12 protein-coding genes are annotated in these 15,278 nt (G+C 44.4%); all 12 read right to left on the bottom strand.

The genetic code is table 11. From position 1 onward, the window contains the following. Positions 1 to 78 precede the first annotated feature (78 nt). Positions 79 to 609, bottom strand: coding sequence for a PglB (locus tag H6A32_RS09250; protein WP_204864210.1), 531 nt, complete (start codon positions 607 to 609; stop codon positions 79 to 81). Continuing rightward, positions 606 to 1,130 carry a transcription termination/antitermination NusG family protein gene (locus tag H6A32_RS09255; RefSeq protein WP_118636793.1) on the bottom strand — a complete coding sequence of 175 codons (525 nt, stop codon included), beginning with the start codon at positions 1,128 to 1,130 and terminating at the stop codon, positions 606 to 608. Before H6A32_RS09255 ends, H6A32_RS09250 begins: the two co-directional genes overlap by 4 nt. Before the next feature lie 93 nt (positions 1,131 to 1,223). Then, positions 1,224 to 1,793 carry a transcription termination/antitermination NusG family protein gene (locus H6A32_RS09260; RefSeq protein WP_118636794.1) on the bottom strand — a complete coding sequence of 190 codons (570 nt, stop codon included), beginning with the start codon at positions 1,791 to 1,793 and terminating at the stop codon, positions 1,224 to 1,226. Between the two features lie 12 nt (positions 1,794 to 1,805). Next, positions 1,806 to 2,258 (bottom strand): hypothetical protein, encoded by a 453-nt coding sequence (locus tag H6A32_RS09265; RefSeq protein ID WP_204864211.1) that lies wholly within the window; start codon positions 2,256 to 2,258, stop codon positions 1,806 to 1,808. A 492-nt stretch (positions 2,259 to 2,750) separates the two neighbouring features. Then, a complete protein-coding gene (locus H6A32_RS09270) occupies positions 2,751 to 2,912 on the bottom strand; it encodes a hypothetical protein (protein WP_087253381.1) in 162 nt (53 codons plus the stop codon). 14 nt (positions 2,913 to 2,926) lie between these two features. Beyond that, positions 2,927 to 5,641, bottom strand: coding sequence for a magnesium-translocating P-type ATPase (gene mgtA / locus H6A32_RS09275; protein WP_204864212.1), 2,715 nt, complete (start codon positions 5,639 to 5,641; stop codon positions 2,927 to 2,929). Between the two features lie 174 nt (positions 5,642 to 5,815). Then, positions 5,816 to 6,316, bottom strand: a complete 501-nt coding sequence (locus H6A32_RS09280; protein ID WP_087253385.1) for a winged helix-turn-helix domain-containing protein — start codon at positions 6,314 to 6,316, stop codon at positions 5,816 to 5,818. A 14-nt stretch (positions 6,317 to 6,330) separates the two neighbouring features. After that, positions 6,331 to 8,985: a magnesium-translocating P-type ATPase gene (gene mgtA / locus H6A32_RS09285; RefSeq protein ID WP_204864213.1), complete on the bottom strand. Its 2,655-nt coding sequence runs from the start codon at positions 8,983 to 8,985 to the stop codon at positions 6,331 to 6,333. 158 nt (positions 8,986 to 9,143) lie between these two features. Beyond that, on the bottom strand, positions 9,144 to 12,863 hold the full coding sequence (locus H6A32_RS09290) for an FtsX-like permease family protein (protein ID WP_204864214.1): 3,720 nt from the start codon (positions 12,861 to 12,863) through the stop codon (positions 9,144 to 9,146). Positions 12,864 to 12,896: 33 nt separating this feature from the next. Continuing rightward, the gene (locus H6A32_RS09295; protein ID WP_087253391.1) at positions 12,897 to 13,262 is read right to left on the bottom strand and encodes a winged helix-turn-helix domain-containing protein; all 366 of its coding nucleotides are present in this window, start codon (positions 13,260 to 13,262) and stop codon (positions 12,897 to 12,899) included. Next, positions 13,259 to 14,350 (bottom strand): RES family NAD+ phosphorylase, encoded by a 1,092-nt coding sequence (locus H6A32_RS09300; RefSeq protein WP_087253392.1) that lies wholly within the window; start codon positions 14,348 to 14,350, stop codon positions 13,259 to 13,261. Before H6A32_RS09300 ends, H6A32_RS09295 begins: the two co-directional genes overlap by 4 nt. A gap of 3 nt (positions 14,351 to 14,353) precedes the next feature. Beyond that, complete coding sequence (locus H6A32_RS09305) at positions 14,354 to 15,277, bottom strand: sce7725 family protein (RefSeq protein WP_144289687.1); 924 nt, start codon at positions 15,275 to 15,277, stop codon at positions 14,354 to 14,356. Between the last annotated feature and the right edge of the window lies 1 nt (position 15,278).

Consider the following 15,278-nt stretch of genomic DNA (forward strand, 5'->3'; position numbering starts at 1 on the left):
AGATATTGCTTTTTCTTCAGATAGTTTTTCTTCCTCATGACTACACTCCCATTTCCAAAGAGGATATCTCCCCCTTGTTTATCCCTTTCTCATTTCTTTTTGATTTTCTATCGCCATCCCGCAGGGTATCCTCTCTCCCTCCGGAATTCTGCTTCCTTTTATAATTGCTCCACAGTCCAGATGGACACCGTCTTCCAGCACGCAGTCATGATCGGTCAGGCTTCCGATCGAAAGAATACATACCTTTCCAATCGTCGCTTCCGTATGGACGACCGCTTTAGGAAGAATCACCGTTCCTTCTCCGATCGTTGCCGACGGACTGACATATGCTTCTGGATGAATCAAAACTGGAACTGTAAATCCAAAGCGTTTCGCTCTTGAATACAGTTCCAGTCGTTTTTGATACACCCCCACTGACGGGAATGCATCCTGATATTCTTTTTTAAATACCGGCAGGTCGTTGATTTTCCCAACTGCTCCCGGTTTCAAATCGTCCAGAAAGTCAATCTTGTCATATACCGGATTGCCTTCTGTATCCCGCATAGCTCTGGCTGTTTCAGCTACTACACGACCATGTCCTCCTGCACCTAAAATCAGCAGGTTTTTCATTGCTTTCTCTCCTCCCTCGTCCGGATCCCAATCAGTATCTTCCTCTTCTGTCCGAACAGTTCTTTTTCTATCATTACATAGCAAAGACGTATCTTTTTCTTTACGATATTTCCAACATAATGTTTCAGCGGTCCTTCTGCCGAAAGAATCTTCTTCTCGTCATCCAGCTTTACATCCGACAGCCGGACAATCTTTTCCTTGTCTCCATCAATCAGATTCTCAAGAAATTCCTGTTCTTCTGATGAAACCGCAAGAAAGATGTCTTCCTCGGCCCGCAGTAATTTCGTAAGTCCGGGGATGTGTTTTAGTTCCCAGTACAGGGCTTCCGGATCTTTTGTTGTGACAAAGAGATACCCCGGAAACATGGTTTCCACATGGCAGATCTTCTGTCCTTCCAGACACCAGATCCTCTCTCTTCTTATGTAAAAGCAGTCTTCATAGAGATCTCTGTGAAGCTTGCTTTCGATGATCGTTTTCATTTCCTCTTCTTTTCCGGTCATCACCTGTATCACGTACCACATAGTCCCTCCTGAAAAAGGGCGTGCTTCGCCATTTCACGGCCTGCGCCCCGAACTCATTCCCTTTTCTTACGGCAGTTCTTTTCCCGGCAGTCTTTACTGTCGTGAAAATGTTTGCTGCTGTATTTTTCTATCATTCTGCCAGATCTGATCCCCTGGAAGGCGGATTCCAAACAGAATCGTTTCCTGTCTTCCAAAAAGTCCTACTTCTGCCAGTACATAACGTTTTCTCAGACGTTTCCTGACAATCTGCCCGGAATATGGTTTGAGAATTCCACCGACCCGGATCAGATTTCCCTCGTCATCCGCTTCGACTTCCGATAGTCCCATTGGAACATCCAGCCGTTTTCCACAGACTTGTTGAAGAAAGTGCAGATCTTCCTCTTCAATCCGGACTGGACATTCTTTTCCTCCGACAGGCTGTGGGTATTCTCTCGATCTTTCCAGAACTTCTGCCAGTTCTCCCATCTGATCTGTTTTTACAAAAATAAATCCCGGAAACATCAGTTCCGTATCCAGAATCAGCTTTCCATCTGCCCGGAACAGTTTTTGCTTTTTCAATACGCTGCAGACATCCCACAGTGCAGGATCTACTGTCTGGCGTAACAGCTCTGCCGCTGCTTCTTCTTTTCCGGGTACAGTCCTGAGTGCATACCAGTTTTCCATGCTCCACACCTCTCAGCTTTTTGACGTAATCTCAAGACCGGTCCAGAATCCTTCATTCTGCCAGAGTTCTGACGGTCCTTCGATTTTTGCAAGACGCCGATGCCGGTCAATTTTCCTGATTCTTGCTTCGTTTCCAACAAGAGGGCCTTCTGTCACTATCGTCACACCGTCCCGGATAATGCCTCTGGACATGGGAACAAAATGATCCGCTCCACCAAGTCTGCGCAGAAATGCTTCTGTCTCTTCATCCACCGGAACTGCTTCCTGATCCCTTGGAACGCAGTCTGTTTCACTTTCCAGAAAGAACATGCCCGGAAACAGCGGTGCATGGAGAGAATGCCAGCTTCCCTCATACCGTTTCATCCGCTCAAAGGTAAACAGAAAGGCTTGTGCCCTGGCAGTGGAATCCTGCTGTTTCCAGTTCTGTACGGCCTCTGCTTCCTGTCCCTTTCCGCAATGCAGCATATACCAGATGGCTGCTTCCCCCTTTTCGTAAAGTTTTTTACTCTGCGAAAGGGCAGAGGCCGTATGGAGACACCGCCTGTTTTTTTGGAGGAGACTCTGTCTGACGTTTTTTATTGACGGGAAATGAAAAGACTTGGAAATAGAAAAATAATCATGAATTTCTTGTTTGATCACGGGAAACAAATACTGGACAGACAAGGATTTTGACGGGGAATAGATCTTTATTATGTTTGAAATTTGTAAAGGACAGCATTGTGGACAGATAAAATCAACTGTTTTCTGCCTTCGCAGTAGATAATCTCGTTGCTTTTTTTACTTATTGTGCTATAATAATTGAGGGTAACAGAAGAAAATATTATCTCTATTTATAATGAAATAAAAAATATTTCACAGAGTAAAAAACTCTGTGAATTTTCCCATTAGAAAAGTACTGCTGTCCTGTAATGATATCTGATCATTCATGGACAGCAGTACTTTTCCTGTTTACAATTATCACTTTTCACTTCCATCTTTTTTTGGTTTCATCCCCCAGAATACAAGATTCATTGCCAGTACAATCAGAAGAACTGCAGATATAGATACCCAGAATCCCATATCCACTCCAAACAGACTGGTAGTTCCAAATAGTTTTATCCAGATTGTTGACCATTTCATTGTTCGCGCCCTCCTTATAATAATTCTCCATAATGCCTTACATATGCTTTTTTCAGACTGGTAGCCAGTGCCATATAAAGCAGAATACACGGGATCAGAAAAGCAAAATAGCTTAATGGCAGAGGTGCAAATCCAAGTATTGTGCCAAGCGGGGTAAACGGAATCAGGGTAAGCACGGTTATTCCTGCACAAGTCAGGAGCGTCAAAGGTGCAGACGCATGGCTCTGCACAAAAGGCAGTTTTGGTGTGCGGATCATATGGATAACCAGTGTCTGGCTCCACATGGATTCTATGAACCATCCCGCCTGAAACATGGCTGTATACATGGACTGCAGCCGGATAAGTTCTTCCCCCTGAAAATGTGACGGCAGATCATTATAAAGAATGCCTCCCGAGACGAAGACCGGGCAGAACATAAAATACAGGAAAATGTAAGTTAGAAAATCAAAAACAGAACTTGTAGGACCAATCCAAATCATAAAGTTTCCAACGGACGATGCATCCCATCGCCTTGGTTCAAGCAGAAATTCTTCGTCAACATTGTCCCAGGGAATTGCCGTGCATGAAAGGTCGTAAATCAGATTCAGAAAAATCAGCTGTACACTCATCATTGGCAGAAACGGAAGCAATGCTGATGCCGCCAGTACTGAAAACATGTTCCCGAAATTGGAGGAAGCGGTCATTTTAATATATTTAAGCATGTTGGCATAGGTTTTTCTTCCTTCAATAATGCCTTCTTCCAATACCATCAGATCTTTTTCCAGAAGAATAATATCTGCGGATTCCTTTGCAACATCAACAGCGGTATCCACCGAAATTCCGATATCCGCCGCCTTCATTGCGGCTGCATCGTTGACGCCGTCTCCCATAAATCCTACCGTATGGCCTTTTTCGCGCAGTACCCTGACTACCCTGACTTTCTGCTCCGGTGTCAGCTTTGCGAATACATCTGTGTATTCAGCCTCTTCCGCCAGTTTTTCATCAGTCATAGTTTCCAGATCTGTTCCTAAAAGCATTCCCCGGACTTTCAGTCCTACCTGTCTGCATATTGTGCGTGTTACTTTCTCGTTGTCACCTGTCAGTATTTTTGTGGCAACCCCGTACCGTTTTAGTGCCTGAATCGCTTCCATCGTAGACTCTTTCGGCGGATCCAGGAAGGCCAGATACCCCATCATGACCATATCGCATTCGTCCTGTGCCCCAAAAACTCCAACCGGAGACGGATTGCTTTTCTGAGAAACCACCAGAACACGAAATCCTTTTTCATTTAATCCATCTACCGTGTTTATTATTTTCTCCCTGATTTCTCCTGTCAGCGGCACTACTTCTCCGTCATATTCTGCATAAGCACAGATGGAAAGCATTTCTTCCACTGCTCCTTTAGTTACCATCTGTATTTTCCCGTTTTTGTCCTGTACCAGCGTAGATAACCTTCGTCTTGTAAAATCAAACGGGATTTCATCTACTTTAATATAGTTTTCAGACAAATCTGTCAGCTGCGGATTTTCTGCCTCTCCCTGCTCGGTTTTATGGATAATCGCCAGATCCATCAGATTTTTATACCCTGTCTGAAAATAACTGTTCAGATATGCGTGCCGCAATACGCGCATGTCTTCTTTTCCGCTGACATTCAGGTGATATTCCAGCACGACTTTATCCTGTGTCAATGTTCCGGTTTTATCTGTACAAAGGATGTCCACAGCGCCGAAATTCTGAATCGAATTCAGGTTTTTAACAATGGTTTTCTTTTTGCTCATGGAGACTGCTCCTTTGGCAAGACATGTCGTTACAATCATCGGAAGCATTTCCGGTGTCAGCCCGACTGCAATGGAAATCCCGAAAAGGAAAGCTTCCAGCCAGTCCCCTTTTGTAACTCCGTTAAAAATAAAGACAAGCGGAACCATAATGAGCATGAATCGGATCAAGACCCACGAAACTGCATTTACGCCTTTCGTAAAGCTTGTCTCGGCCGGCTCTTCGGCCATGGAAGCCGCCATGGATCCAAACAGCGTATGGTCCCCGGTACAGATCACAACCGCGGTTCCGCTTCCTGACACTACATTGCTTCCCATAAATGCTATATTACTGTACTCTGTGACTGCGGTTTCTCCAGCCTGAACTGCGGCTGCCAGCTTTTCAACCGGCTCACTTTCTCCGGTCAGTCCGGACTGGCTGACAAAAAGATCTTTTGCGTCAAGTATCCGGACATCTGCCGGAACCATGTCTCCTACTGATAAATGTACGATATCTCCCACTACAAGATCGTCCATCGGTATTTCTTCTGTTCCGTTTTCTTTTCGTGTCACCGTACAGGTAGTTGTAATCATTTCCAGAAGTTTTTCTGCTGCATTCCCGCTTCTTGATTCCTGTACAAACCGGAGTGTGCCTGATACAGCTACCATAACAAGAATGATAGCGACAGTAAGGCAGTCAAAATCCTCCGGAGTATGGCCAAGTATGGAAAAATACGGCAGTATCATGTCCGTCACCGTGGATACGGCCGCAAGACAGAGCAAAATTGCGGTAAACGGGTTGATGAATGCCCCGGCCATCCGTTTCAGCAATGATTTTTTCTTTTCATGAGTGACTTTATTTGTTCCATAGCGTGAACGGTTTTCCATGACCGTTTCCGGATCAAGCCCGCGCAGGCTTGTATTCAGTTCTTTCATAATAACTTTTACCGGGCCCTCCGCAGCTGTCCGGACAGTCAGTTTTCTTTCTTTGAGCATGTTTTTATCTCCTTCCTTTTCATTTGTTCAACGGCAGATACCTCCTTTCATTTTGAGTATAGAAAAAACGCAGAAAAAATCACATGGTTAAATCCTTGCGATTTTCTTGCGTTTACAGTAAGAAACACCCTTTCCGGCCGAATGATCTTCAGCCGTGAAAGGGTGTTTCTGCAGTTATATCCGGTCATTAAATTTATATCCGATTCCCCAGATGGTCAGAATATATTCCGGTGCATCCGGATTTGGCTCGATTTTTTTCCTCAGTTTCCTTATGAACGCCATGATGTTGCTGTCATCCAGCATATATTCTCCTTCCCACACTGCCTTGTAAATCTGCTCTTTTGTAAATATTTCTCCCCTGTTGCGGGCCAGAAACCAGAGAATATCAAATTCTTTCGGGGTAAGCGGGATTTCCGCCCCTTCCCGGATGACTTTCCGAAATCTTGGATCAATGGAGAGTGCGCCGCAGACGAGTAAATGGTTTGACTGTAAAACCGGTGTTTCTGTTTCATCCAGCTCCAGCATAAGAGAATCAACGGCACCATTTAGCAGATCCTCCAGTCCTTCCTGAAAATCCTGAGCTGCCATTCCTCCTTGCGAGGATATGCGTAACTTTTCATAAATCCATTTTGCAGTGGAGGAATCCAGACTGATTAAACCGATTTTCTTTTTCATTCTGCTTCCTCCTTTTAAAATAATTCTTTATATTTGCGGACATAAATCCCTTTGGCAACAGTTACAACAAAAAGATATAAAATCACAACCCCGACCAGAAAGCCAAAATAGGAAACCGGCATCGCCATCATTCCAATTATCTTTCCAAGCGGTGTGAAAGTTAAAACAGTAAAGAAGAGAATTCCAACTGTTGTAACGAACATCACCGGGCCGGAAGGCCTGCTCTGCAGCATCGGTATTCTTCTTGTCCGGAGCAGATGAAGAATCAGCACCTGAGTCCACATGGATTCCAGAAACCATCCGGTCTGGAAAAGCATAATAAACTGTGTCTGTGCCGCAGTTTCCGTAAGCTGCGCAAATTCTCCCCCGCACAGGGCCGGACAAAAAATGAAATACAGGAACAAAAATGTAATCACATCAAAGAAGGAACTGACCGGGCCGAAAAATTTCATAAATCGTCCCAGCGTCCGTCCTGACCATTCCAGTGGCCTGGAGCATGCATCCTGGTCGACGTGATCCCATGGAAGGACAAGGCACAGTGTATCATACAGCAGATTCAGCAAAAGGAGCTGCACAGATGTAATCGGCAGAAACGGAAGTACAACGCTTGCAATTACTATTGAAAAAATATTTCCGAAATTGGATGAGGCTGTAATCCGTATGTATTTGGTCATATTGGAAAAGGCTTTTCTTCCTTCCAGTATCCCTTCCTCCAGCACGTTGAGATCCTTTTTCAGAAGAATGACATCCGCGCCTTCTTTTACCGCCTCTGCTGCCGTATCCACCGAAATTCCCACATCGGATTCCACCATGGCAGGCAGATCATTCATTCCATCTCCTAAATATCCTACTGTATGCCCGTTTGCCTGCAGTGTTTCAACAATCTCCGCTTTCTGTTTTGGAGACAGCTCCGCAAAAACCATTGTGTTCTCAATCTGCATGATCTGTTTTTCTTCACTCATAGCGTCCAGCTCTGCTCCGGTAAGTATCTGACTTGTGTCAATTCCCAGACGATGACAGACTGATGCCGCAACGCTTTTTTGATCTCCTGTTAATACACGGATTCCGACCTGAAGGGCTTTCAGCTTCCCGATCGCATCCGCCGCCGTCTTCTTCGGAGCATCAAAAAAGGCAAGATAGCCGATCAGTATCAGGTCTGTTTCATCTTCTTTTGTCAGATTATTCTTTTTCACAGGCTTGTAGGCTACTGCCAGAACTTTCATCCCGTCTTCGAGTATCTCATCTACAACCGCATGGACATCGGAACTATTTTCGGGTTTCTTTTCTCTTTTTTCTCCTTTATACTCCACATATCTGCAGCGTCTGCACACTTCTTCAATACTGCCTTTTACAATCAGGAGGTTGTTTTCTTCTCCGCCTACCAGAATACTTGCGATCTTCCGCTCATAGTCGAACGGAATCTCATCCAGTTTGGCTTTCTGCTCTGCAGCCCTGCCGAGTTGTTCACCAAGCCCCGGCATTTCTCTGTATTTCAAAACCGCCGTGTCAAGGTGATTCCGGACTCCTGTATGATAAAGGCTGTTCAGATAGGAAAGTTCCAGTACCCGTTCACTTTCATTCCCAAGGATATCCATATAGTATTCCAGCAAAATTATATCTCCCGTCAACGTTCCGGTTTTATCGACGCAAAGTACGTCCATGCTTCCAAAGCCCTGCATGGCATTAATGTTTTTTACTACTGTCTGCTTTTTCCCCATAGAAGCACTCCCTTTTGCAAGGCAGGCATTAATAACCATGGGAAGCATTTCCGGGGTAAGACCTACTGCTACGGACAGAGCGAACAGAAATGCAGCCGCCCAGTTTCCTTTTGTAAGGCCGCATGCAACAAATACAATTGGAATGAGGACTCCCATAAACCGAAGCAGTACCCGGGCAATAGAAGCAGCTCCCTGGTCAAACTTGTTTTTCCGCTGCGATATCATTCCCGAAAAGCCGCCGTACACTGTATCCGGCCCGACAGCCAGCACAATCCCTTCTCCGGATCCGCCCATTACCGCCGAGCCCATCCATGCAATATTTTTATAATCGCTGTAAGTGCAGCTGTCCTGTATACTGATTTTCCCCGATGTTTTTTCCAGCACGGCACTTTCTCCTGTAATGACAGACTGTGAAAGAAACAAGTCTGCTGTTTTTGTGAGACGGATGTCTGCCGGAATCCGGTCTCCGGCGAAAATGCGTACCTGATCTCCAACTGTCAGCTCGGAGGATGAAAGTTCTGTCCATTTTCCTTCTCTAAGCACAGTCACGGTAGAATGCAGAAGGCTGACCAGGTGATCCGCCACCTTTTTTGATTTCATTTCCTGAATAAAACGTATCATTCCACTGACAACAAGCATGCAGAAAATAATCGGTGAAGCTGTCACATTGCGGCTGAAGCTTTCGACCTGCAGCATATCTGTAATAAACGATACTACTGCAAGTGCCAGCAGTACCGTTGTAAACGGATTGATAAACGCCCTGCGCAGGCGGTAGAATATCGTGTCGGACGCGCGGCCGGAAATCAGGTTGCTTCCGTACTTTTCTCTGCTTTTCTCTGCCTGCCTTTCCGTATAACCTGTGTCCTTGATGTTCAGATCACAATAAAGCACTTCTTTTTCCTGTTGTGCGTAATACATTACTCTTTTATGGATCGAACCGCCATGCTTCATCTTTTCACCTCCTGAGAATTTCTTCCATTATATCATGCAGTCTTCTCTATATGTATGTGGAAATCCTTGCTTTTTTCTTGCTTCTGTTTCACTCTTTTCTCAAAAAGAACTCCTTTCACGATCAGCCTTTCTCATGCCTCTCATGAAAGGAGTTCTTTTTATTCCACACTCTTCAGTGATTCCACCATATCGATCTTCTTCAGTTTATAATACATTACCCAGTTGACAAACAGGGAGAATACTGTGGTGAGCAGGGCACTTAAGAGGTAACTCTGCCAGTTGACCACTCTTCCGAACATGACTGCGTCCACCTCCACAGTCGTAATGACAAACCGGTGAAGCAGTGCCCCGAGTACAATGCCGACTGCGATGCTGAATATCGTCAGCATAATATTCTCCCGGTAAACATAGGAGCTGACTTCCGTATCGTAAAATCCGAGTACTTTCAGGGTTGCAAGCTCCCGCCGCCGTTCTGTGATATTGATGTTGTTCAGATTGTACAGTACTACAAATGCAAGCAGTCCTGCTGAAACAATCAGTACCACAATAACCAGGTTCAGGCTCTGCAGCATCGTATTTAACTGATCCTCAATGCTGTTTGTGTAAGTAACATTCATTACGCCGTCATACTTTAACAGTTCTTCTCCTGTCTGTGACAGTTCCTGTGCGGATGCGTCTTTCAGATCGAAGAGAATGCTGTTATATTCCGGTTCTTCTCCATACAATTCACGATAAAGTTCCGGCGACATATAGACGTAGTGCTCCATATAGTTTTCGCAGACCGCCGTAACGGTTACTTCTTTTTCCGATCCGTCCGCGCCGAGATAGATGGTATCTCCGCTGGAAACATCCAGTGTATTGGCCATTTTTTCTGTCAGAATAACACCTTCATCCTGAATATGGTAGACCTCTCCTGTCGTCCGGCTTCGGAAGTTCATAAAGTCTTCGATCGCGTCTTTGTCCTCCGGTACGCACAGGTAAACGTCCTCTGTGCTTCCGTCAATGGATACGGACACCGGTTCTCTGGTCATCTCCATCTCAATGTAACGGTCCATCTTATCCATTCCATCCATGGCATCCTGGATCTGCTGAATCTGATCCTCTGTCACACTGCTGCTCAGATAAATCATGCCATCATAGACCTGAATCTCCTGATACTGGATGGTTCCAATGCACATGATGGAATCCCGGATACCGAATCCGACTACCATCAGCGCCATACAGCCGCCGATTCCGGCGATTGTCATGAAAAACCGCTTCTTATAACGGAAGAGATTCCGGATTGCGGATTTCCATGTAAAGTTCAAATGTTTCCAGATCAAAGTCACTCGTTCCAGAAGAATCCGCTTTCCTTCTTTCGGAGAAGGCGGCCTCATCAGTTCCGCCGGCTGTGCCGCCAGTTCTTTATAACATGCATAGAACGTGGCAAGCAGCGTACATGCCAGTGCCGCTCCCGTTGCCATCACCGCATAGCTCCACTGATAAGGGATCACAATGTGCGGCAGATGGGTATACATAATCTGGTATGAATAAAGAATGACATATGGAAATAGTTTTTCTCCGATCAGTACTCCGAATATACTGCCGCCCATCGTCGCAAGAAATGCGTACATCATGTATTTTCCTGCAATGGCTCCTTTTCCGTACCCAAGCGCTTTTAATGTACCGATCTGGGTTCGTTCTTCCTCCACCATCCTTGTCATAGTTGTCAGACTGATCAGAGCCGCCACAAGGAAGAAGAGTTCCGGGAACACTTCTCCGATAGCACGCATCCGGTCTGCGTTTTCGCCGTAGCTTGTGTATTCTGCCAGAACGTCTCTGTCATTGACATACCATTCCTGATCTTCGATCTCATCTACCTCTGCTTTCGCATCGTCGATCTTTATCTGAGCATCCGCCAGTTCTTTCTCGGCGTCTGCTTTCTGTGTTTCGTATTCTTTCCGACCGGACTCCAGTTCGGCCCGTCCGTCTGCAAGTTCGGCTTCTGCCTGTGCCAGACTTGTCTCCTGCTCCGTAATCGTATTTTTTGCAGCCTCAATCCGGGATCTTCCGCTTGCAATCTGAGATGCCGCCGAAGAAAGTTCGGACTCGGAAGCACGGATCTTTGCTTCGGCAGCGGCAATCTGCTCATCTCCTGACGCAAACCTGGCCTCTGTCGCCTGCTTTGCACTTGCAAGTGCCGCTTTTCCTTCTTCCAGCGCCTTTACGCCGGCTTCCCACTGAGCCTTCCGTGTAGACAGCTCCTCTCTTGCTGCGGCTGCCTGTTCCTGAAAGACTGCTTCCTGTTCCGAAAGGGTCTGATCCGCCTGTTCCAGTTCGCTCTGTGACGCCGCAAGATCTGTCCGCTGTGTCTCGATCTCCTGCAGCGCTTCCTGCGCTTGAGCTTTCTTTGCCTCCAGCTCAGTTCTTGCATTCGCAAGGACACTGTTTCCGCTTTCCCACTGGCCTTTCAGTTCCGAAAGCTTTGCCTTCATCTCTTCTGTAACAGAGTCCGGATCCGATGCTATCGTCGCTTCCAGTTCGTCGATCTGTGCCTGCAGTGCATCCAGCTCCTGCTGTTTCTGACTGATCTCCTGCTCCGCCTGAGCAAGTCCGGAGTTGATTTCCTCTTCCTGCTGATTCAATGCCTCAAGTCCGGCTGCAAGCTCTGCTTTTTTCTGATCCATCTCTTCTCTTGCCGAAGTCAGCTCTGCTTCCTGAGCGGCAAGTTCCTGCTCGGCCGCATCGATCTGCTGTTTGGCCGAATCCAGCTGGCCCTGGGAATTTGCAATCTCTTCCTCCTGCTTTGCGAACTCTGCCTGAGCCTGACTTTTTCCGGATGCAAGAGCTTCCTTCTGACTTGCCAGTGCAGTTTTTCCGGACTGTAACTCAGCCGCTCCGCTCTGATACTGAGCCTCGGCATTCTGCAGGGTCTTCTCCTGACTGCTGATCTCTGCCTTGCCGGATTCCAGTGCTGCCTTGCCATCGTCAATCTGCTTCTGTCCGTCCGTAATCTGCTGCTCGGCATCCTGTAATTCCTGTTCTGCCTTTGCGAGCTCCTCATCTGCTTCTTTTTTCGCATCATCCAGCTCACTCTGGGAATCCGCGATTTCCTGAAGTGCCTCCGCTTTGATCTCCTCCGTCCTGCGGACGCACTCCACATCAGCAATATCTTCCACCCGCTTTTTGACTTCCGCGATCAGATCATCGTACCCGTCTGTGTAGCAGGTTTCGGCTTCTGCTCCGTCTACAAGAAGATAAATTTCCGTATATACATCCAGTACGAAAGCCTCCGGTGCCACCACCGCAAAGGCGGAGACTTCACCGTTTCCGATCAGGGAGCTTCCTCTTTCAATGGAGATGTATTCCGGGCTGCTGCCTGCTCCCACTATCGTAAGATCTTCCTTTTTCAGACTGTCTGTCAGCGGATCTTCCGTGCCGGAAGAGAGTTCAATCGTATCCCCGATCTCATAGCCGTTCGCCTCCATAAAGTCTTCATCAAGAACACACTCGGAATCCCCTTTTGGCATTCTTCCTTCGGATACTGTCGTCTGATTGACCGTGTCATAGGAAGATGCAATATGTATGACTTCTTCATTTTCACCCACTTTGCAAAGGGCATCAACACTGTATCCGCCCTCCGCCGACCGGATTCCCTCTACTTCGGACAGCGCCTTCACATCGTCATCCGTAAGCCCCAGGCTCCCCTGTACTTTCAGATCCATAAGGTTTGTCTCATCGTAATATCTGTCTCCGGAAACCCGCATATCCGGTTCCGAGGCACGGATTCCGGAAAAGAACGAAACTCCCAGAGCGACAATCAGAAAGATCGAAAGGAAACGGCCCGGACTTTTTCTGATCGACATCCAGAACTCTTTTCTTAATGCCGTCTTTTTCATATTATCACCGCCATTCGAACTCGATTCGTTAAATTATATTACTTTCCAATGTCCAAAACGCTTTCCACCTTCACGAACAATCTTCCCCTGTTCAGAAAGCTTCTTCATTGCTCGCTGTACGGATGCTATGGATCGACCTGTTTTTGCAGCTATTTGCTTTTGGCTCAGCCTGTTATTCTCGGTCAAAAATTGGATTATCTGATTTTGCAAAACATCTTTTAAAACATCATTCAAAACATCATTTTGATGTTTTGGATTTTTTTCATCCTTATTATTCTGCTCATCTTTCCATGTCTCCCGGAGATTCCTGTAAAACACAACGACAAAATCGTCTTTTGAATAGTAAAGGACTCCTGTAAACGCTTTTTTCTTTAAATTTCTTGTAGAAACTATTATCATATAACATGTTTGCGATAATCAATCATATCTATTCTATAAATCTGCGTATCGACACATTCACATAAATCAGGATCAAATAAGGCAAGATTATACCCATCACTATGCATTACACTTTTATACTCTATACCAGCATATTCAGCAGCACCATCATTACGAATAATACTCTTGACAAAATCGGTAATATATTGCGTTGGAACATAGTCCAAAGCACTATCACTTCTCCTCATAATTTTACCCATTTCGTCATTTATCTTATTTAAATGCTCCTTATTAATCGCATACTCTAAACAATCTATCCCTTCTATAAATGGACTGATTTGATTAATTTCCTTTAAATCAACAACAATAATGTCCTTCTTTAATTTAAATGTACCAACCGTTACATAATCATACGCTCCAGCTCTCGTCTCATGGATCGTAGTTTCAGGACTATCGCCTAAGTACAAACACCTGATTCCTCTTGCATTTGCCCTACCATCCGTAGTTAATTTTTTTGGAGGCGCCCCCATTTCATTAGACGGAATCCCTTCTTCCGTCGATATCCTGCATCTATAAAACAACTCACCTGCCTTATAGGGTTTACGAATGTATGAACAAAATCTTTCCAACAGATTTAAATCCACATAATGAGTGTGAAAACGATTCTTTGTTTTTATCGCATTTACAAAATCATCCCAAGAATTAGTAACTAAAAGAGAATGTTTTGATAAATAGTCTTGGTCATATAATTCCTGAATACCAACTGGATGATCAAATAGTTCTGCGTTATACTTATATTTTTCCTTGCATATCGCTGTTATTATATTATACACATCAGACTCGCTCTTTTTATTAAAAATATTCCAGTTATTAATTAAATCACTCTTTAATAAACGAGTATCTGATTTTGGATATGACTCTGGCAGCAAAGAAACTGGTGTATATATACTTATCAATTCATCAAACATCATACTCAGATCTTCATATTTATCCGTATCATATATATGTACATTTTTACATTTACACAGTGGGCAGTCCCCAATCTCTGCTTTGTTCCGGATAACAGAAATAACTTCTGTATCGCAAAAACATTTTTCGCAAATTATCATAAGCTACTCCTTATCCAAATATCTTCCTATTAGTTCCAAATGATGCATAATAGATAATTTTTTCACTGTTCCTAATCCCGGATAAGCCTCTCGACGATATAAATCTTCGAATTCTTTCATTGCCGCAGTATCAAGTTGCTCTTCTTCGTTCCATACCACTAATTTCGACAATGCTTCTTGAAATTTCCCAGCTGGGTCACTTATATCATCATTCGAATCAGACACAAAATGTCTTACACGTAAACTATTATCTGAATCAAAATATACGATATGTATTGCAACTGCATAAGGTGCAAATCCAGTTTCATTATATTCCTTGCCAACCACAGAATAATCTGCAAAACCAATATACCCATCTTCTAAATAGTATAAATGATCTTCCGAAAAAGGCTCATCATCAACTTCAATATAATCATTATTTCTGGGCATCTTATTGAATCTATCCGCCAAAATCACTCTGTTTTTTCTTATTTTTCTTCTAAATCCACTTTCATCCGGTATTAAATTATACTTAACATCTGCTAAAGCAAAGTATTCTTCATAAGTAGAAATTGCATCTTTATCGTCACAAATCGTTCCCATATTGTTTGAATATTTATCAATAAATTTGTCGGGTTTTGAATTTGGCCTTAATAAATTCATAAAAAGAATATTGCTATTTTCTGTTAAACATGCAGACAAACTTTCTTTTAACTGCTGATTTTTCTTTTCTTCAGCATCAATAATAAAGCTGCCCACCTTAGGGTTAGTAATAATGGCTAACTGCTTATTATTCTCCTTATATGTTTCTATAGTTTTGACTAGCGTAGAAGATAACTTTACAGGTTCAATAATTGGCGTTATTTTACTGCTCAAAACATCTTTCTCTACCAGTTCACGCAATGCGATTAATTCAAATTGTCGTCCTCTCAAATAAGGGAAATACATA

The organism is Drancourtella massiliensis, from assembly GCF_016900655.1.
Classification (GTDB): domain Bacteria; phylum Bacillota; class Clostridia; order Lachnospirales; family Lachnospiraceae; genus Sellimonas; species Sellimonas catena.